20 protein-coding genes are annotated in these 17,695 nt (G+C 64.2%); 16 read left to right on the forward strand and 4 right to left on the reverse strand.

The genetic code is table 11. The features are described 5' to 3' along the window. The first annotated feature begins 12 nt into the window (after nt 1–12). The 3 genes from fliJ to ACNFBT_RS11295 are packed head-to-tail and all read left to right on the forward strand — an operon-like array spanning nt 13 to nt 1,984. The gene (fliJ, locus tag ACNFBT_RS11285) at nt 13–456 is read left to right on the forward strand and encodes a flagellar export protein FliJ (RefSeq protein WP_416749278.1); all 444 of its coding nucleotides are present in this window, start codon (nt 13–15) and stop codon (nt 454–456) included. Nucleotides 457–509: 53 nt separating this feature from the next. Further along, the gene (locus ACNFBT_RS11290; protein ID WP_416749280.1) at nt 510–1,343 is read left to right on the forward strand and encodes an aminoglycoside phosphotransferase family protein; all 834 of its coding nucleotides are present in this window, start codon (nt 510–512) and stop codon (nt 1,341–1,343) included. Next, entirely contained in the window at nt 1,331–1,984 is a 654-nt protein-coding gene (locus ACNFBT_RS11295; RefSeq protein ID WP_416749282.1) for a DUF1345 domain-containing protein, read from the forward strand. The genes ACNFBT_RS11290 and ACNFBT_RS11295 overlap by 13 nt, the downstream gene beginning before the upstream one ends. A 6-nt stretch (nt 1,985–1,990) precedes the next feature. On the opposite strand, the gene ACNFBT_RS11300 is transcribed toward ACNFBT_RS11295, so the two are convergent. Next, nucleotides 1,991–2,707 (reverse strand): TorF family putative porin, encoded by a 717-nt coding sequence (locus ACNFBT_RS11300; protein ID WP_416749284.1) that lies wholly within the window; start codon nt 2,705–2,707, stop codon nt 1,991–1,993. Nucleotides 2,708–2,932: 225 nt separating this feature from the next. On the opposite strand from ACNFBT_RS11300, the gene ACNFBT_RS11305 reads away from it, so the two are divergent. The 12 genes from ACNFBT_RS11305 to flhB all read left to right on the forward strand — a co-directional run bounded on the left by ACNFBT_RS11305 (nt 2,933) and on the right by flhB (nt 12,671). After that, nucleotides 2,933–3,238: an STAS domain-containing protein gene (locus ACNFBT_RS11305; RefSeq protein ID WP_416749286.1), complete on the forward strand. Its 306-nt coding sequence runs from the start codon at nt 2,933–2,935 to the stop codon at nt 3,236–3,238. Between the two features lie 29 nt (nt 3,239–3,267). After that, on the forward strand, nt 3,268–4,965 hold the full coding sequence (locus ACNFBT_RS11310) for an ATP-binding SpoIIE family protein phosphatase (protein WP_416749288.1): 1,698 nt from the start codon (nt 3,268–3,270) through the stop codon (nt 4,963–4,965). Between the two features lie 56 nt (nt 4,966–5,021). Then, entirely contained in the window at nt 5,022–5,363 is a 342-nt protein-coding gene (locus ACNFBT_RS11315; protein ID WP_416749290.1) for an Hpt domain-containing protein, read from the forward strand. An 87-nt stretch (nt 5,364–5,450) separates the two neighbouring features. Then, nucleotides 5,451–6,749, forward strand: coding sequence for a flagellar hook-length control protein FliK (locus tag ACNFBT_RS11320; protein ID WP_416749292.1), 1,299 nt, complete (start codon nt 5,451–5,453; stop codon nt 6,747–6,749). 362 nt (nt 6,750–7,111) lie between these two features. After that, nucleotides 7,112–7,636, forward strand: a complete 525-nt coding sequence (fliL, locus tag ACNFBT_RS11325; RefSeq protein WP_416749294.1) for a flagellar basal body-associated protein FliL — start codon at nt 7,112–7,114, stop codon at nt 7,634–7,636. 9 nt (nt 7,637–7,645) lie between these two features. Continuing rightward, a complete protein-coding gene (gene fliM / locus ACNFBT_RS11330; protein WP_416749296.1) occupies nt 7,646–8,617 on the forward strand; it encodes a flagellar motor switch protein FliM in 972 nt (323 codons plus the stop codon). Nucleotides 8,618–8,639: 22 nt separating this feature from the next. Next, nucleotides 8,640–9,110 (forward strand): flagellar motor switch protein FliN, encoded by a 471-nt coding sequence (gene fliN / locus ACNFBT_RS11335; protein ID WP_152222004.1) that lies wholly within the window; start codon nt 8,640–8,642, stop codon nt 9,108–9,110. Nucleotide 9,111: 1 nt separating this feature from the next. After that, on the forward strand, nt 9,112–9,588 hold the full coding sequence (gene fliO, locus ACNFBT_RS11340; protein WP_416749299.1) for a flagellar biosynthetic protein FliO: 477 nt from the start codon (nt 9,112–9,114) through the stop codon (nt 9,586–9,588). 23 nt (nt 9,589–9,611) lie between these two features. Next, the gene (gene fliP, locus ACNFBT_RS11345) at nt 9,612–10,376 is read left to right on the forward strand and encodes a flagellar type III secretion system pore protein FliP (protein WP_416749466.1); all 765 of its coding nucleotides are present in this window, start codon (nt 9,612–9,614) and stop codon (nt 10,374–10,376) included. 106 nt (nt 10,377–10,482) lie between these two features. After that, complete coding sequence (gene fliQ, locus ACNFBT_RS11350; RefSeq protein ID WP_152222009.1) at nt 10,483–10,752, forward strand: flagellar biosynthesis protein FliQ; 270 nt, start codon at nt 10,483–10,485, stop codon at nt 10,750–10,752. Next, the gene (gene fliR / locus ACNFBT_RS11355; RefSeq protein ID WP_416749301.1) at nt 10,752–11,528 is read left to right on the forward strand and encodes a flagellar biosynthetic protein FliR; all 777 of its coding nucleotides are present in this window, start codon (nt 10,752–10,754) and stop codon (nt 11,526–11,528) included. The genes fliQ and fliR overlap by 1 nt, the downstream gene beginning before the upstream one ends. A 6-nt stretch (nt 11,529–11,534) precedes the next feature. After that, nucleotides 11,535–12,671 (forward strand): flagellar biosynthesis protein FlhB, encoded by a 1,137-nt coding sequence (gene flhB, locus ACNFBT_RS11360; protein ID WP_416749303.1) that lies wholly within the window; start codon nt 11,535–11,537, stop codon nt 12,669–12,671. 83 nt (nt 12,672–12,754) lie between these two features. Here the strand turns inward: flhB and ACNFBT_RS11365 are convergent, their stop codons facing one another. The 3 genes from ACNFBT_RS11365 to ACNFBT_RS11375 all read right to left on the reverse strand — a co-directional run bounded on the left by ACNFBT_RS11365 (nt 12,755) and on the right by ACNFBT_RS11375 (nt 15,064). Beyond that, complete coding sequence (locus ACNFBT_RS11365; RefSeq protein WP_416749305.1) at nt 12,755–13,243, reverse strand: hypothetical protein; 489 nt, start codon at nt 13,241–13,243, stop codon at nt 12,755–12,757. Nucleotides 13,244–13,310: 67 nt separating this feature from the next. Beyond that, nucleotides 13,311–14,570: a PAAR domain-containing protein gene (locus ACNFBT_RS11370; RefSeq protein WP_416749306.1), complete on the reverse strand. Its 1,260-nt coding sequence runs from the start codon at nt 14,568–14,570 to the stop codon at nt 13,311–13,313. Beyond that, nucleotides 14,567–15,064, reverse strand: a complete 498-nt coding sequence (locus tag ACNFBT_RS11375) for a hypothetical protein (RefSeq protein ID WP_416749308.1) — start codon at nt 15,062–15,064, stop codon at nt 14,567–14,569. The genes ACNFBT_RS11370 and ACNFBT_RS11375 overlap by 4 nt, the downstream gene beginning before the upstream one ends. Before the next feature lie 505 nt (nt 15,065–15,569). Between ACNFBT_RS11375 and flhA the strand changes: the two genes are divergently transcribed. Then, on the forward strand, nt 15,570–17,693 hold the full coding sequence (gene flhA, locus ACNFBT_RS11380; RefSeq protein WP_416749310.1) for a flagellar biosynthesis protein FlhA: 2,124 nt from the start codon (nt 15,570–15,572) through the stop codon (nt 17,691–17,693). The last annotated feature ends 2 nt before the right edge of the window (nt 17,694–17,695 follow it).

Consider the following 17,695-nt stretch of genomic DNA (forward strand, 5'->3'; position numbering starts at 1 on the left):
TAGGGGCCGGCCATGAACCGCCGCGCCGAACGTCTCGCCCCGGTGGTGGACATGGCCCTCAAGGCCGAACGCGAATCCGCGCGCCAGCTCGGGCTGGTGCAGAACCAGCTGCTGCAGGCGCAGCGCAAGCTCGCCGAGCTCGAACGCTATCGCCTGGACTACCAGCAGCAGTGGATTCGCAACGGCCAGCAGGGCGTCACCGGACAGTGGCTGATCAACTACCAGCGCTTCCTCTCGCAGCTGGAAACCGCCGTCGAGCAGCAGAACCGCGCCGTGGAATGGCACCAGGGCAGCGTCGATAAAGCCCGTGCCGCCTGGCAGGAGAAGTACGCCCGCCTGGAAGGCCTGCGCAAGCTGGTGGAACGCTATCGCGAGGAGGCGCGCGCCGCCGCCGACAAGTACGAGCAGAAGCAGCTCGACGAATTCGCCCAGCGTCTGAGGCCTTCGCCGGACTGACTCCGGGTGCGTGCTAGTCTCCAGCCAGCCCATTCGAATGGAATGCCTGCTCCATGCCCGTCCCGCCGTTCCCGCCCGACTTTTCTCGCTACCTGTGCCTGTGGAACCTCACCGCCGAGGGCGAGCCTATCGTCACCCACAGCAGCCACCTGCTGCCGGTTCGCTGGCAGGGCCAGGCGGCGATGATCAAGGTCGCACTGGAGGCGGAAGAACAGGCCGGCTCGCGGGTGATGCGCTGGTGGGGCGGGGAGGGTGCGGCGCGGGTTTATGCCCACGACGGCGACGTGATCCTGCTGGAGCGTGCCGAGGGCACGCGCTCGCTGATGCACATGGCGCTGCACGGCGAGGACGATGAGGCCAGCCGCATCGCCTGCGACGTGGTGCGGTGCCTGCATCGGCCGCGCGGCAAACCGGTGCCGGAGCTGATCGGCCTGCGCGAGTGGTTCCGCGATCTGGCACCCGCCGCCAAACGCTACGGTGGCCTGTTCCCGCGCTGCCTGGTCACCGCCGAGGCGCTGCTGGCCAGCGAACACGACATGACGGTGCTGCATGGCGACGTCCATCACGACAACATCCTCGACTTCGGCCCGCGCGGCTGGCTGGTGATCGACCCCAAGCGCCTCTACGGCGAGCGCCTGTTCGACTACGCCAACCTGCTGTGCAACCCGGACCTGCCGACCTCCCGCGAACGCGGGCGCTTCCTCCGCCAACTGGATGTGATCGTCGAGCATGCTCGCGTGGATCGGCGCCGATTGCTGGAGTGGGTGTTGGCGTTCGCCGGGCTGTCCGCCGCCTGGTTCCTTGACGATGACATGAGCGCCGACAGCGACCTGGCGGTGGCGCACCTGGCGGCGGCGGAGCTGGAGCGCATGCCATGCTGCGCCTGAATCGTGCCTTCCTCAGCGCGCACCCGCGCTTGATCGCCGCCTTTGCCGGCGGCCTGCTGGTGACGCTGGCCTGCTATCGCCTCGAACCGATGATCCGGGTGCTGGTGGGCTGGAACTGCATGGCCTGGCTGTACGTCCTGCTGATCGGCTGGCTGGCCTGGCGCGCCGACCCGCAGGAGGTGCGGCGCCTGGCCGAGATCGAGGACGAGAATGCCGAGGCGGTGCTGGTGCTGATCAGCGTCGCCGCGCTGGCCAGCCTGGTGGCCATCGTCTTCGAGCTGGCCGCTGCCGGTCATGCCGCGGGGGGGGAGAAGCTCGGGCGCTACGCCTTCACCGCCAGCACGGTGCTGGGCTCCTGGTTCCTCATCGGCATGGTGTTCACCATGCACTATGCGCGGATGTTCTACTCCGCCGAGGGCGGTGAGCCGGTGCTGCGTTTTCCGGACGGGGAGAGGAGCCCGGACTACTGGGACTTCCTCTACTTCTCCTTCACCCTGAGCGTGGCGGTGCAGACCTCCGACGTGTCGGTCGCTTCGCGGGCCATGCGCAAGGTGGTGCTGGCGCACTCGGTGATCGGCTTCCTGTTCAACACCGCGATCCTTGGGTTGGCGATCAACCTGGGGGCGGGGCTGATCGGGTAGGGCGCCTCAGAACAGCGGCTTCGACGCCTTGAACATCACCGCCGTATCGCAATAGGTGTTGTGCCCCGAGTACGCGCTGCAATCGCTGCCGGTCAGGCTGCTGCCGCTGTAGGAGAAATTCAGGTCGACGCCCAGCCAGGGCCGGCTGAGGTTCACCGACCAGTCGCCGAAGCCGCTGACGCTGCCGCCACCACTCAGGCTGGCCGGTTCGGCGAGGTTGTAGGTGGAATACTTGAACGACACATCGAAGCCCACGTCCTGCTCCAGCCCCAGGTCGGTGAATAGCGTGGCGGTGCTGCGGCCGTTCTGGTTGCTGTAGGCCGCGCCGAGGCGGCTGCCGAAAACCGAGAGACCGCCGTACAGTGCCTGGCGGTCATAGTCCGGTTGCTCGGGGCGGGCGTAGCGCAGGGTGCCCAGTTCGTAACCCAGCTTGCCGTCGCCCAGCGGATGCTTGAAGCCTGCGTAGCTGTCGATCTCCAGCGGCTTGTCCTGCTCGAGATTCGAGGTCCAGCTGCCGACGTACCAGCCACTGGTGTGGCCGACGTCCACGCCACCCTGGGCGCCGGTCGCCTGGCCGGGCTGGATCAGCCCCTGAGCCAGGCTGCGGGTGGGTGAGTTGGCGAATTTAAGTTCGAATTCGCCCAGCTCGCGCTGCATCACCTGGGCATGCGCGACCGGTATCGTGCAGACAGCGCAGGCCACGATGAGTATGGACTTGTACATGCTCCCCTCCATTGCCTGGGACGGCCCGACGTAGACGCATCGCCAACGGACCGAACGTCAGAAGGGTAACGGCATTTGCCACGCCCGTGGGGACCGGCGGTCCATCTCGCAGGAATTCGACAGCGCCGGATGATGGCGATCCAGTGGCTGCCAAGGTTGCCGCTGTCATGACTTGCTGCTACATCTTCAAACTCGTGCGTGCCATCGACCGATAAGGAGAGTCCTATGGCCATCACTTCCGTTCCCTCCGCTGACGGCCAGGAACTGACCATCGTGGTCCAGGGCCGTTTCGACTTCGGCGCGCACCAGGAATTCCGCAACGCCTACGAGCGCGTCGACACCACGCCCAAGCGCTATGTGGTCGACCTCAAGGGCGCCACCTACCTGGACAGCTCGGCACTGGGCATGCTGCTCCTGCTGCGCGACCACGCCGGCGGCGAGAACGCGCAGATCAGCCTAGAGCACTGCAACGCTGACGTGCGCAAGATCCTCGCCATTTCCAACTTCGAGCAGCTGTTCAAGATCAGCTGAACTCGACTGTCCTTCCTCCGAGAGCGGCCATGGCGGATTTCCTCACGGTCCTGATCGCCGACGACAACGCCGCCGACCGCCTGCTGCTGTCCACCATCGTCAGCCGCCAGGGGCACCGGGTGATCACCGCGTCCAATGGCCTGGAAGCCCTGGCGCTGTTCGCCCAGGAGCGTCCGCAGCTGGTGCTGATGGATGCGCTGATGCCGGTGATGGACGGCTTCGAGGCGGCGCGGCGGATTCGTCGGCAGGCCGGCGAGGAGCTGGTGCCGATCATCTTCCTCACCTCGCTGAGCGAAACCGAGGCGCTGGTGCAGAGCCTGGAGGCGGGCGGCGATGACTTCCTTTCCAAGCCCTACAACCGGGTCATCCTGGAGGCCAAGATCCGCGCCATGGGCCGCCTGCACCACCTGCAGCGGACGGTGCTGGAGCAGCGCGACCTGATCGCCCGGCACAACGAGCACCTGCTCAACGAGCAGCGGGTGGCCAAGGCGGTGTTCGACAAGGTGGCGCACTCGGGCTGTCTGAACGCGGCGAACATCCGCTACCTGCAATCGCCCTTCGCGCTGTTCAACGGCGACCTGCTGCTGGCTGCGTTCAAGCCCTCCGGCGGCATGCACGTGCTGCTCGGCGACTTCACCGGCCATGGCTTGCCGGCGGCCATCGGCGCCATGCCGCTGGCCGAAGTGTTCTACGGCATGACTGCCAAGGGCTACCCGATGGCGGACATCCTTCGCGAGATGAACGCCAAGCTCAAACGCATCCTGCCGCTGGGCGTGTTCTGCTGCGCGGCCATGCTCAACCTGAGCTTCCAGCGCGGCCTGGTGGAGGTGTGGAACGGCGGGCTGCCCAATGGCTACCTGCTGCGCCACGACAAGCGCGAAGCGCTGCCGCTGGTGTCGCGCCACCTGCCGCTGGGCATCCTCGATGCGGCCTCGTTCGACGAGCACTACGAGGTCTATGCCATGGAGGAGGGCGACCGCGTGTTCCTCTTCTCCGATGGAGTGACCGAGGCGCGCAACACCGCCGGCGAGATGTTCGGCGAGCAGCGCCTGCGCGAGGTCTACGAGGGCGAGCCGGAGCCGTCGCGCCTGTTCGATGTCATCCAGTCAGCGCTGGCGCGTTTCCGTGGCGAGGCGCAGGACGACGTCAGCATGCTGGAAGTCGTGCTGGTGCCGGAACATTCGCTGCAGCGGCCGCCACTGGCCTTCTCTGATAACGGCCTGAGCAGCCCGCTGGACTGGTCCGCCAGCTTCGAATTCCGCGCGCCGACCCTGCGGCATTTCAATCCGCTGCCGTTCCTGCTGCAGTTGCTGATGGAAGTGCATGACCTGCGGCCCAAGGGCGGCGCGCTCTACACGGTACTCGCCGAGCTGTATTCCAACGCCCTGGAGCACGGCGTGATGGGCCTGGACTCCTCGCTCAAGTGCGATGCCGCCGGCTTCGCCCGCTACTACCAGCAGCGCAGCCAGCGCCTGGAGGCGCTGCGCGACGGCTTCGTGCGCTTCCACCTCGACCTCGCGCCCCACGGCGAGGGCGGGCGCCTGCTGGTGCGGGTGGAGGACAGTGGTGACGGCTTCGACGTCGGCGCGGTGCTGGCTTCCCAGCGCGCCGCCGGCAGTCTCTGTGGCCGCGGGCTGACGCTGGTGCGGCAGCTGGCCGACCGCTGCCAGTGGTCGGCGGATGGCAAATCGGTGTCCGTGGAGTTCTTCTGGTCGGCTCAGGCATAATCCGGCCTTCGCTTGCCATCCAGCCCCCTGGCGAGCAGTCCTACCGGGAGTGCCGAATGTCCGTGCCGCATCTCGATGACGCCGTGCAGCGCAACCTGCTGGAGATCATGGAAGACGAGTACCCGTTGCTGGTGGAAACCTTCCTGGGCGACTCCGAGGAGCGCCTGAACAGCATTCGCGCGGCCTTCACCGCCGCCGACGGCACCGCGTTGCGCCACGCCGCGCACAGCTTCAAGGGCAGTTGCGGAAACATGGGCGCCGCCGTGCTGAGCGGCTTGTGCAAGCAGCTCGAAGAGGCCGCCCGACACAACGACCTGGCCGCCGCACAGGGGCTGATCGCGAAGGTCGAGCACGAATTCTCCATCGTCCGCACGCTGTTGCTGCCCGGTCGCGCCTGACCTTTCCCCGCCAAACGGGATTAAGAAGCGAATTGGCCCGCCCCTTGCTATCTCCGTGATGGATATTCACATCAACGGAGAACTCCGATGGCTGTCGCCCCGGATATTTTATTGACGCCTACGCCTGATCCCAGGCCCAAGGCGGCGCTCTCCAAGCCTGCGCAGAATTCGCCCGACACCGCCAACGACAAGGGTTCCAGCTTTGCCGACGTCTATGCGCAGGAGCGGCGTCCGGCGGCCGGCGAACGCCCGGACAAGGCGACCAAGCCCAAGACCGATAAGGCCAAGGACGCGTCCGACAAGGACACCCAGGCCAGCGATTCCAAGGACGCCGCTGCCGCCGACAAGCCAGCGGTTGCCGAAGACGGCAAGGCCTTGCCGGCCGACGGCGACGCCAAGGTGGCCGAAGGCGAGGAGAAACCCGAGGCCACCCTCGACCCGCTGCTGATGCTGGGCATGACCGGGCAGTTGCCGGCCCCGGCCAGCGAGGCGCCGCCCCTGGTAATCAGCAGCGGCGTGGGCGAGAAGACCGTGGCCAGCACCGACGGCGATCTGGAAAAGCTCAATGTGCTGCCGGGCGTGACCATGGCCCTCGGCCAGGGCGCCCAGGACCAGGCGCAGCAAGTCCAGCAGACGCAGGTGGCGGGGGAGGTAGCGGCCAAGGCCGGCGACAAGCCGGTGGAGGGCAATGCCAAGGCCGACCTGTCGGCGATGCTCTCGGCCCTGAACCCGGATGCGGCAGCCAAGACCGCCGAGGGCAAGCTGGCCGAAGGCGCCGTGCAGGCCAGCACGGACCTGGGCCAGCAGTTGCCGGAGCTGCAGGTCGAGGCCAAGCCCGAGGCGCCGCGCAACGAGTCTTTCGCCGCGCGGCTGGAGTCGCTGACCCAGGCGCTCAATACGCCGCAGGCCATGACCAGCCGCCCGGTGAACCCGCTGGTGCCGGGGCAGCCGGTGTCGGTGCAGCAGAACGGCTGGACCGACCAGGTGGTGGACCGGGTGATGTGGATGTCGTCGCAGAACCTCAAGTCCGCCGAGATCCAGATGGATCCGGCCGAGCTCGGGCGCCTGGAAGTGCGCATCCACATGAGCGCCGACCAGACCCAGGTGAACTTCGTCAGCGCCAACGCCAACGTGCGCGAAGCGCTGGACAGCCAGCAGCACCGCTTGCGCGAGATGTTCAGCCAGCAGGGCATGGGTCAGCTCGACGTCAACGTCTCCGACCAGTCCGCCCGGGGCTGGCAGCAGCAACAGGGCGGCGACGAGCGGGGTGGTTCGCGGCGTGTCGCCGGTGCCGATGGCGACGACGAGCCGATGATCAGCGGCGTGTCCGAGATCCGCCCGCAGGTGGCGGCGCAGGGCAGGGGGCTGGTGGATTACTACGCGTGATATTGGACGGGCGCTCGCGGCGGATGCTTGCAACCCTGTCGAGGAGCGCGGGGATATTGTAGGAGCGAGCTTGCTCGCGAACCGCCCAGCACCGACGCAGCTGGGTAAATCTGTTCGCGAGCAAGCTCGCTCCTACAGGCAACGCCCCGCCATGCAGGCGGGGCCTGCTCGTTGCCTGCGAATCGTCGCCAATTTTCCTACCCAATCCCCGCGCCTCGGAAATTTCTCTCCGCGCCCCGTGACATCCTCCGTCTAGCCTGTAATATCCGCGGCGGCGCCAGTCTGACAGACCCAAGCTGGCACAGCCCTTGCTCTTACACCGGTATCTGCGCATCGCGCCGGAAAAGTGACGGATATTTGGCATGGCCAAGAAAGATCAGACGCCTCCCTTCCCAGATGGACAGGCCCCCGGCAAGGGCAAGCTGAAGCTCATCATTCTCATCGCCCTGGCATTCCTGCTGGCGGTGGGGCTGTCGGTCGGCGGCACCTGGTTCTTCCTCAGCAAGCAGGCCAAGCCCGCCGCCGAGGCCGAGGCGAAGTCCGAGGAAGGCGCAGCGCCAGGCAAGAAGCAGGCGATCTACGAAATCCTCGCGCCGTCCTTCGTCGTCAACTTCAATCAGAACGGCCGCCAGCGTTACCTTCAGGTGGCGGTGGCGCTCATGGGCCGCGACCAGGCGCAGATGGATGCGCTGCGCGAGCAGATGCCGCTGGTGCGCAACCAGCTGGTGATGCTGTTCTCCAGCCAGAATTTCGATTCGCTGGTGACCCCGGTGGGCAAGGAGATGCTGCGCCAGCAGGCGACCTCCAGCCTCCAGGAACTGGCGAAGAAGGCCACCGGTCAGTTGACCGTGGAGCAAGTGCTTTTCACCAACTTCGTATTGCAGTAGGTACCCGCCATGGCCATGCAGGATCTACTTTCCCAGGACGAGATCGACGCGCTGCTGCACGGCGTCGACGACGGCCTCGTGGAAACCGAGTCCGACGTCGAGCCGGGGGCGATCAAGTCCTACGACCTGACCAGCCAGGACCGCATCGTCCGGGGCCGCATGCCGACCCTGGAGATGATCAACGAGCGCTTCGCCCGTTACACCCGCATCAGCATGTTCAACCTGCTGCGCCGCTCGGCGGATGTCGCCGTGGGCGGCGTGCAGGTGATGAAGTTCGGCGAGTACGTGCATTCGCTGTACGTGCCCACCAGCCTCAACCTGGTGAAGATGAAGCCGCTGCGCGGCACCGGCCTGTTCATCCTCGACGCCAAGCTGGTGTTCAAGCTGGTGGATAACTTCTTCGGCGGCGACGGTCGTCACGCCAAGATCGAGGGCCGCGAGTTCACCCCCACCGAACTGCGGGTGGTGCGCATGGTCATCGAGCAGGCCTTCGTCGACCTCGCCGAAGCCTGGCACGCGGTGATGCCGATCACCTTCGAGTACGTGAACTCCGAGGTGAACCCGGCGATGGCCAACATCGTCAGCCCCAGCGAAGTGGTGGTGGTCTCCACCTTCCACATCGAGCTGGACGGCGGCGGCGGCGACCTGCACATCACCCTGCCGTATTCGATGATCGAGCCAATCCGCGAGATGCTCGATGCCGGCTTCCAGTCCGACGTGGACGACCAGGACGAGCGCTGGATCAACGCCCTGCGCGAAGACATCCTCGACGTCCACGTACCGGTCGGCGCCACCGTCGTGCGCCGCCAGCTCAAGCTGCGGGACATCCTGCACATGCAGCCGGGCGACGTGATCCCGGTGGAGCTGCCCGAACACATGATCATGCGCGCCAACGGCGTGCCTTCCTTCAAGGTCAAGCTGGGTTCGCACAAGGGCAACCTGGCCTTGCAGATTCTCGATCCGCTCGAGCGCCCGCGCTGAGCGAATCCCAAGGGGACCCACCATGGCAGACGAAGACAACGTGACTCCCGAAGAACAGGCCCTGGCCGATGAATGGGCCGCTGCGCTCTCCGAGTCGGGCGACGCCAACCAGGACGACATCGACGCGCTGATGGCTCAGGGCGGCGCCACTCCGGTGGCCCCGGCCGCGCCGCGCGCGCCGATGGAAGAGTTCGGCATGGCGCCCAAGGCGCCGACCATCGCCGGCCTGGAAGGGCCGAACCTGGACGTGATCCTGGATATCCCGGTGACCATTTCCATGGAGGTCGGCAACACCGACATCAGCATCCGCAACCTGCTGCAGCTCAACCAGGGGTCGGTGATCGAGCTCGATCGCCTGGCCGGCGAGCCGCTGGACGTGCTGGTCAACGGCACCCTGATCGCCCACGGCGAGGTGGTGGTGGTGAACGAGAAGTTCGGCATCCGCCTCACCGACGTGATCAGTCCCAGCGAACGCATCAAGAAGCTGCGCTGACATGGCCCGCCTGTCCGCGCTCCTCAGCGCCCTGCCTCTGGCGGGGCTGTCCATGCTGGCGTTCGGCGAGGACGCCAGGGTGCCGGTGTCGACGCCGGCCATCGTCCATGCCAGCTCCGCCCCGAGCCTGATCACCGGCAGCGCCGGCGCGCAGTTGCTGCAACTGCTGCTGGGGCTGGTGCTGGTGGTCGGCCTGATCTTCCTGCTCGCCTGGCTGGTGCGCCGCGTGCAGCAGGTCGGCCCGCGCAGCAACCAGGCGATCCGCCTGGTGTCCAGCCAGGCCCTCGGCCCGCGTGATCGGCTGGTGCTGGTGCAGGTGGGCGAGGAGCAGATCCTGCTCGGCCTGACCCCGGGCCGCATCACCCCGCTGCACGTCATGCGCCAGCCGGTGCATGCCGCCGAATCGGAGCCGGCGCAGCCGGAATTCGCCCAGCGCCTGCTGGAGTTGCTGAACAAGGACAAGGGCCGCCCGCAGTGACCCGTTCGCCGAACCTTTCCGCTCTGCACGGCGCGATCAAGCGCAGCGCGCCGTGGCTCCTGGCTCTGCTGGCGCTGGCCGTGCCGCAGGCCTTCGCCGCCGATCCGACGCAGATCTCGGCGATCACCGTGACCACCAACGCGCAGGGGCAGCAGGAGTACTCGGTCAGCCTGCAGATCCTGCTGATCATGACCGCGCTGAGCTTCATCCCGGCGTTCGTCATGCTGATGACCAGCTTCACCCGGATCATCATCGTCTTCTCCATCCTGCGCCAGGCGCTGGGCCTGCAGAGCACGCCGTCGAACCAGGTGCTGATCGGCCTTGCGCTGTTCCTGACGATGTTCGTGATGGCGCCGGTGTTCGACAAGATCAACAACACCGCGCTGCAGCCCTACCTCAACGAGCAGATTCCCGCGCAGGAGGCGCTCAGCCGCGCCGAGGTGCCGCTCAAGGCCTTCATGCTGGCGCAGACCCGGCAGTCGGACCTGGAGCTGTTCGTGCGCCTGTCCAAGCGCACCGACATCCAGAGCGCCGACGCCACGCCCCTGACCATCCTGGTCCCGGCGTTCGTCACCTCGGAGTTGAAGACTGCGTTCCAGATCGGCTTCATGATCTTCATCCCGTTCCTGATCATCGACCTGGTGGTCTCCAGTGTGCTGATGGCGATGGGCATGATGATGCTGTCGCCGCTGATCATCTCGTTGCCGTTCAAGATCATGCTGTTCGTGCTGGTGGATGGCTGGGCGCTGATCATCGGCACGCTCGCCGGCAGTTTCGGGACGGTGTAGCGATGCTCTCTGCTCTTGTAGGAGCGAGCTTGCTCGCGAACCGGAATGGCACAAAAGCGTCGCGAGCAAGTTCGCTCCTACAGGCTGCTGCGAAAGAGGACCGACCATGACCCCCGAAGTCGCCGTAGACCTGTTTCGCGAAGCGCTCTGGCTGACGGCGATGATCGTCGCCATCCTGATCCTGCCCAGCCTGCTGGTGGGCCTGGTGGTGGCGATGTTCCAGGCCGCCACCCAGATCAACGAGCAGACTCTGAGCTTCCTGCCGCGCCTGCTGGTGGTGCTGCTCACCCTGATCGTGCTGGGGCCCTGGCTGATACGGCAGCTGATGGAGTACACCCAGACGCTGATCAGCAGCATCCCGACGCTGATCGGCTGATGCTGGAGCTCACCAACGCGCAGATCGGCGGCTGGGTCGGGGCCTTCCTGTTCCCGCTGTTCCGCATCGCCGCGCTGCTGATGGTGATGCCGATCTTCGGCACCCAGCTGGTGCCCACCCGCGTGCGCCTCTACCTGGCCATGGCCATCGCCGTGGTGCTGGTGCCGAACCTGCCGCCCATGCCGCAGGTGGACGCGCTGAGCGCGAAGGCCATGTTGCTGATCGGCGAACAGATCCTCATCGGCGCCATGCTCGGCTTCACCCTGCAGCTGATGTTTCACGCCTTCGTCATCGCCGGGCAGATCATCTCCATGCAGATGGGCCTCGGCTTCGCCTCCATGGTCGACCCCACCAACGGTATCTCGGTGCCGGTGCTGGGGCAGTTCTTCACGATGCTGGCGACCCTGCTGTTCCTCGCCATGAACGGCCACCTGGTGGTGTTCGAGGTGCTGGCCGAAAGCTTCGTCACCCTGCCGGTGGGCGAGGGGCTGTCGGGCAACCACCTGATCACCGTCGCCGGCAAGCTCGGCTGGGTGATCGGCGCCGGTCTGCTGCTGGCGCTGCCGGCGGTCACCGCGCTGCTGGTGGTCAACCTGGCCTTCGGCGCCATGACCCGCGCCGCGCCGCAGCTGAACATCTTCTCCATCGGCTTCCCGCTGACCCTGATCATGGGCTTCATCATCGTCTGGATCGGCAGTGCCGACATTCTGTCGCAGTACCAGTCCCTCGCCAGCGAGGGCCTGCAACTGCTCCGTGAACTGGTTCGAGCGAGGTAGCCAGCGATGGCGGAAAGCGAGAGCGGTCAGGACAAGACAGAGGAACCCACAGAGAAACGGCGCCGGGAGGCGCGCGAGAAAGGCCAGCTGCCGCGTTCGCGGGAGCTGAACACCCTCGCCGTGCTCGTCGCCGGCGCCGGCGGCCTGCTGATCTACGGCGCGGGGCTGGCGGACGCGCTGATGCGGCTGATGCGCGGCAGCTTCGAGCTGTCCCGCGAGACGGTGATGAACAGCGACAACATGCTCCGGCTGTTGGCCAGTGCCGCGCAGATCGCCGGCGAAGGCCTCTGGCCGATCCTCGCGCTGCTGCTGGTGGCGGCGCTGGTCGGGCCGGTGGCGCTCGGCGGCTGGCTGTTCTCCAGCGAAGCGCTGGCGCCCAAGTTCAGTCGCCTGAACCCGCTGGAAGGGCTCAAGCGGATGTTCTCGATGAAGTCCCTGCTGGAGCTGTTCAAGGCGCTGATCAAGTTCACCGTGGTGCTCGCCGTGGCGATCCTGGTGTTGCAGTCGGACAAGGACGACCTGCTGGCGATGGCCCACGAGCCCACCGAACAGGCGCTGGTGCATTGCGCCAGGGTGGTCGGCTGGAGCGCCTTCTGGCTGGCCTGCAGCCTGCTGCTGATCGCCGCCGTGGACGTGCCCTACCAGCTCTGGGACAACCGCCAGAAGCTGATGATGACCAAGCAGGAAGTGCGCGACGAGTACAAGGACTCCGAGGGCAAGCCGGAGGTCAAGGCCAAGGTCCGCCAGATGCAGCGCGAGATGGCGCAGCGGCGGATGATGCAGGCGGTGCCGGACGCCGACGTGGTGATCACCAACCCGACGCACTTCGCCGTCGCCCTCAAGTACGACCCGGGCGCAACAGGCGCGCCCAAGCTGCTGGCCAAGGGCAACGACTTCATGGCGCTGAAGATCCGCGAGGTGGCCCAGGAGCACAAGGTCACGGTGCTGGAGTCGCCGGCGCTGGCGCGGGCGGTGTACTACTCCACCGAACTGGACCACGAGATTCCCGCCGGCCTCTACCTCGCCGTCGCCCAGGTGCTGGCCTACGTCTACCAGCTCAAGCAGTTCCGCGCCGGCAAGGGCAAGCGCCCGGGGCCGATGCCGGACCTGCCGATTCCGCCGGATCTGCGGAGGGACGAGTGAGGTCGCGATCAGGGGCAGACTTTGGGTGCAACACCTTCCTAAAGAAAATCAGTTGTTGCACCCCGAGCCCACTGCTGCCTGACTTACTGTGGCACAGGGCAGCTCTGGGCGGCGGTCTGCAATGCCTTGGCATAGTCTACATAAGTCTCAGGATCGTACGGTCTGGCAGTTAATTTGAATCCGGACTTTCCGTCGTAGCCAATTGACTGATCAACTTCCACAGCCCATGTGCGGTGAGTATCTTTTACCAAGAGGTAGAATGAGTGATACCTAAGGTTGCTGGACTCATCTAATCCAGAGAAGAGGTAATTAAGTCCTTTGTACCAGTCGGTTTTTTTTATCGTGGCCCTGAGAATCTCCATTGCCAGCACTTGATCAGCTTCGCTTAGTGCGTACATTTTTCCGAATTTTAATCCTCCCGAATTCTCCATTTCCGTTGTTGGGACGGGCAGTGGTTGGCGACTTATAAGTCGGCGATATTTGCAGTCGAATACCCATTTCCCACTTTTCACATAATCGTCGGCATATATCACTACGCCGTTTCCTAAGTCACTATTATATGTACTTGTCATTAGTTTTATTCCGTAGTTTGCCGTAGTCAGCAGCAAGGGGATGATGATAAGGGCAATCCAGAATCCCCTACTTCGGTAAAAATTCAAAGTGGCCTCCCGGTACTCCAATCGGGGTTTCACCTGAGATCACTGGATTAATAGCCCCCATGGTTTGATAGGTGAAATGGAAATCCTTGTCAGATTCTCTTCGTTCTTCGGCCAGATCAGCCCATTTTTGACACCACTCTTCTCCCGGCGCCGCGTTATTGCTGATCCCGCATAACTTACCCAATTGCCGCTCCTCAAATGTGCCCCACGTGTTCTTATAATCCGATCGGCGAACGTAGGCGCGTACCTTGACCTGCAAATGATTGGCCAGCAGTTGCGCCAAGCTTTCGTTGGTCTGTGGGAAGAATTGGATGCCTTCTTCGATGGGGTAGTCCGGGCGATTGCCCATCCCAGTGCGGCAGGCATAACTGTCGATCCGAGCCGTAGGGGAAAACGCCTGTGGCGAAACCTCGCTGTAGTTCAATACGTCCAGGGACATCTGGTAATCCCCGGCGATCTGATAACCAAACGCAATGCGCTGTGGCACGCCATGGCTGAAGAACGAGAGTTGCTCGATGGGGGATTGGGCCCGGTCCTTGCCACTGTTCAGGTAGTCGATTAACTCCCGGGCATTGGTGACGATTACCACCTGTGCTCCATAGCCTTCGGCAGAGCTGCGTGCCGCGCTGAGCATGGCGTCGTTGTAGGACGGCGTGAACAGCACCAGCGTCCGTGCCAGGGCGGGCTTGCTGCGTTTGAATTCACCTAACTCACGCACGGCCTGGCCGACGAACATCATCTTGTTGCCCGAGCGACTGTCATGCTGGCTGCCGGCAACGGCGATCAATTCGGGAGTCAGTGGCCCTTTGTCGTTGGATTTCGATTTGTCTTCCGAGGCGAGGGACTGAGAATGAGAAATTCCTGTATGGGAACTGGGCGATGGCACCAGGGGCTGGCTTGAATGGTTGGCTGCTCTCATCGGCTCCGCGGGCTTGCTCGATGACAAAGGCCCAAGAGGAGCGATAATTCGATTGGTCCCGTATGGGCAGCCGCAATTGACAATATTCCTGTCGACCGCTATTGGCGTGCCTTCCCAGGTGTAATCGGGATCTCCTTCAACGACGGTCCCTGCTTTTCCACACTTGGGACATACCCCAGTCTTGTCCCCGCGCAGAATAAAACCCCTGCCATCGCAAATGGCGAAATGAGGGATGTAGCTGATAAGCAGCGCGCCAGTGGTTGTTCTGTCTCCACCAAGTGCTTGGCCTTTGCCGTTGATATCGGGGCGGTACATGGTCATCGTTCGGCCTCAATCATCGGGAGGAAGTCGCTTTCGAGGGTCGAGTTCTTCAGGATATTGATGTGCCCGATGTTTTGTCGGCTGTTTATGATTTCGTCGCCGTTATCCAGTCGGCTACCGACCAAGGCAAGATTGGAAAAGGCTTTTCCTGCTCCCGTCTTGATGTAGGCAATTGATCCGTCCGGATATTCGACAGGGTCTCCAATCTGGGCGATTGCGAGCTCTTCACCTGACTCTATGGTGACGGTGAGGCCCGATGTTCCTTTCTTGATTACGCCGCCTTGTTTGCTCTGACTTCCTTCCGAAGCGAGCAGTCGAATGGCTATCACAGGCTTTTCTAGTTGTTCAGCTTGGTTTCGGCGGATGATGTCTACCGCTGCGGCATCGAAAGAATTTATTTGCTCCTCGGAGAAATGAGGCTTGTTCAATTCTTGCAGGTGCTCTGGCGAAATTTCGTTGTTATAAAATGGGGTCGAGGTATTTTTGAGAGTCATGTGCTGGCTTCCTTGATTCTATGATGTGGCGTCCTATTCCCTGATGCAGGGAAAGTACTTTGCCGCATAATTGACTCTAATCAGGAGTTTGTTGGCATGTATGTAGGAATTGGCTGCTTGGCAGGTGCGCTGATTCGGTGCAGGAGAGCGAAGGGAGTTTGCGGGAGGTGGGAAGGGCTATCAGCTACTTATTTTTGGAAGTGCCTACTCTGACGAGGAGAGGGCGCCTTCCATTAATACAAGGGCGTATAACGCTCCGCGTTATACGCCGATCGGCCTTGGTTGCAGATCGCTCCGTGCGCGGCTTGGGCGTCGCTGGCAGGTGTGGCGAATCGGCGTACAACCGCGAACGGTTGTACGCCCTACGGGTCGCTCTGGAACGGGTATTTCCACCCCTTCGAAAAAGTTGGAACGCTTCCTGCTAAAGCTCCTGCAAACGCTCTTTCGGGCGTCAAAAGTTTGATAGGGCGGGCGCAAGATCCGTCGCAGGGCAGGGGAGTCAAGGGTGGACCGCACGCAACTGATCAGCAACGTTCGCAGCAATCTGGCGGGCCTGGGCCGGGGCAATCTCGGGGTGCCGCTGCTGCTGCTGGCCATGCTGGGCATGATGACCCTGCCGATCCCGCCGTTCCTGTTGGACGTGCTGTTCACCTTCAACATCGCCCTGTCCATCGTGGTCCTGCTGGTCTGCGTGTACGCGCTGCGTCCGCTGGACTTCGCCGTGTTCCCGACCATCCTGCTGGTGGCAACCCTGTTGCGCCTGGCGCTGAACGTGGCCTCCACCCGCGTGGTACTGCTCCATGGCCATGACGGCCACGCCGCCGCGGGTAAGGTGATCCAGGCCTTCGGCGAGGTGGTGATCGGCGGCAACTACGTGGTCGGCATCGTGGTCTTCGCGATCCTCATGATCATCAACTTCGTGGTGGTCACCAAGGGCGCCGGGCGTATCTCCGAAGTGAGCGCGCGCTTCACCCTCGACGCCATGCCCGGCAAGCAGATGGCCATCGACGCCGACCTCAACGCCGGCCTGATCGAGCAGGCGGAAGCCAAGAAGCGCCGCGCCGAGGTGGCCCAGGAGGCCGACTTCTACGGCTCCATGGACGGTGCCAGCAAGTTCGTTCGCGGTGACGCCGTCGCCGGCCTGTTGATCCTCTTCATCAACCTCATCGGTGGCGTCGCCATCGGCATGCTCCAGCACTCGATGAGCTTCGGCGATGCCGGCAAGGTCTACGCCCTGCTGACCATCGGTGACGGATTGGTGGCACAGCTGCCGTCGCTGCTGCTGTCCACCGCCGCGGCGATCATGGTGACCCGCGTGTCCAGCGCCGAGGACATGGGCCAGCAGGTGAACCGCCAGATGTTCGCCTCGCCCAAGGCACTGGCCATCTCCGCCGCGATCCTGATCGCCATGGGCCTGGTGCCGGGCATGCCGCACATTTCCTTCGTCGGCCTGGGCGGCCTGGCCGCCGGCGGCGCGTACCTGATCTGGCAGCGCCAGCGCCAGGCGGCGCAGCAGGCCGAGCAGGAAACCCAGCGCCAGCAGGAGCTGCTGCCGGCCCAGCGCGCCCAGGAAACCAAGGAACTGGGCTGGGACGACGTGACCCCGGTGGACATGGTCGGCCTGGAAGTCGGCTATCGCCTGATCCCGCTGGTGGATCGCAACCAGGGTGGCCAGCTGCTGGCGCGGATCAAGGGCGTACGCAAGAAGCTGTCCCAGGACCTGGGCTTCCTGATGCCGTCGGTGCATATTCGCGACAACCTCGACCTGCTGCCCAACGCCTATCGTTTGACGCTGATGGGCGTCAGCGTGGCGGAAGCCGAGATCTACCCGGACCGCGAGCTGGCGATCAACCCAGGCCAGGTGTTCGGCACCCTGAACGGCATCGCCGGCAAGGACCCGGCCTTCGGGCTGGAGGCGGTGTGGATCGAGCCGTCCCAGCGCGACCAGGCGCAGTCCCTGGGCTACACCGTGGTCGATGCCAGCACCGTGGTCGCCACCCACCTGAACCAGGTGCTGCACAAGCACGCCCATGAGCTGCTCGGTCACGAGGAAGTCCAGCAACTGATGCAGCTGCTGGCCAAGACTTCGCCGAAGCTGGCGGAAGAGCTGGTGCCGGGGATGATCTCCCTGTCGACCCTGCTCAAGGTCCTGCAGGCATTGCTGCAGGAACAGGTGCCGGTGCGCGACATCCGCACCATCGCCGAGGCCATCGCCAACGTCGCCGCCAAGAGTCAAGATCCCGCCGCCATGGTGGCGGCAGTTCGCGTCGCGCTGTCCCGCGCAATCGTGCAAACCATTGTGGGACTAGAGCCGGAGCTGCCTGTGATCACTCTGGAACCCAGGTTGGAACAGATATTGCTGAACAGTCTGCAGAAGGCCGGACAGGGCTCCGAAGACGGCATGTTGCTGGAGCCCGGAATGGCGGAAAAGCTGCAACGCTCGATGGTCGAGGCGGCGCAGCGCCAGGAAATGCTCGGCAAGCCGGCGATCCTGCTGGTGGCCGGTCCCGTCCGCGCGATGATGTCCCGATTCGCGCGGATGGCGGTCCCCACCATGCACGTGCTGGCTTACCAGGAAATCCCGGACAACAAACAAGTGACGATCGTCGCCACCGTTGGGCAGAACTGATT

Origin of the sequence: Pseudomonas sp. NY15181 (assembly GCF_048068055.1) — a bacterium.
In the GTDB taxonomy this organism is placed as follows: Bacteria; Pseudomonadota; Gammaproteobacteria; order Pseudomonadales; family Pseudomonadaceae; genus Pseudomonas.

Excerpts from the sequence above, each read along its gene's own strand:
- fliJ (WP_416749278.1), top strand. The coding sequence starts at position 13 with ATGAACCGCCGCGCCGAACGTCTCGCCCCGGTGGTGGACATGGCCCTC.
- ACNFBT_RS11290 (WP_416749280.1), top strand. The coding sequence starts at position 510 with ATGCCCGTCCCGCCGTTCCCGCCCGACTTTTCTCGCTACCTGTGCCTG.
- ACNFBT_RS11295 (WP_416749282.1), top strand. The coding sequence starts at position 1,331 with ATGCTGCGCCTGAATCGTGCCTTCCTCAGCGCGCACCCGCGCTTGATC.
- ACNFBT_RS11300 (WP_416749284.1), bottom strand. The coding sequence starts at position 2,707 with ATGTACAAGTCCATACTCATCGTGGCCTGCGCTGTCTGCACGATACCG.
- ACNFBT_RS11305 (WP_416749286.1), top strand. The coding sequence starts at position 2,933 with ATGGCCATCACTTCCGTTCCCTCCGCTGACGGCCAGGAACTGACCATC.
- ACNFBT_RS11310 (WP_416749288.1), top strand. The coding sequence starts at position 3,268 with ATGGCGGATTTCCTCACGGTCCTGATCGCCGACGACAACGCCGCCGAC.
- ACNFBT_RS11315 (WP_416749290.1), top strand. The coding sequence starts at position 5,022 with ATGTCCGTGCCGCATCTCGATGACGCCGTGCAGCGCAACCTGCTGGAG.
- ACNFBT_RS11320 (WP_416749292.1), top strand. The coding sequence starts at position 5,451 with ATGGCTGTCGCCCCGGATATTTTATTGACGCCTACGCCTGATCCCAGG.
- fliL (WP_416749294.1), top strand. The coding sequence starts at position 7,112 with ATGGCCAAGAAAGATCAGACGCCTCCCTTCCCAGATGGACAGGCCCCC.
- fliM (WP_416749296.1), top strand. The coding sequence starts at position 7,646 with ATGGCCATGCAGGATCTACTTTCCCAGGACGAGATCGACGCGCTGCTG.
- fliN (WP_152222004.1), top strand. The coding sequence starts at position 8,640 with ATGGCAGACGAAGACAACGTGACTCCCGAAGAACAGGCCCTGGCCGAT.
- fliO (WP_416749299.1), top strand. The coding sequence starts at position 9,112 with ATGGCCCGCCTGTCCGCGCTCCTCAGCGCCCTGCCTCTGGCGGGGCTG.
- fliQ (WP_152222009.1), top strand. The coding sequence starts at position 10,483 with ATGACCCCCGAAGTCGCCGTAGACCTGTTTCGCGAAGCGCTCTGGCTG.
- fliR (WP_416749301.1), top strand. The coding sequence starts at position 10,752 with ATGCTGGAGCTCACCAACGCGCAGATCGGCGGCTGGGTCGGGGCCTTC.
- flhB (WP_416749303.1), top strand. The coding sequence starts at position 11,535 with ATGGCGGAAAGCGAGAGCGGTCAGGACAAGACAGAGGAACCCACAGAG.
- ACNFBT_RS11365 (WP_416749305.1), bottom strand. The coding sequence starts at position 13,243 with ATGACAAGTACATATAATAGTGACTTAGGAAACGGCGTAGTGATATAT.
- ACNFBT_RS11370 (WP_416749306.1), bottom strand. The coding sequence starts at position 14,570 with ATGACCATGTACCGCCCCGATATCAACGGCAAAGGCCAAGCACTTGGT.
- ACNFBT_RS11375 (WP_416749308.1), bottom strand. The coding sequence starts at position 15,064 with ATGACTCTCAAAAATACCTCGACCCCATTTTATAACAACGAAATTTCG.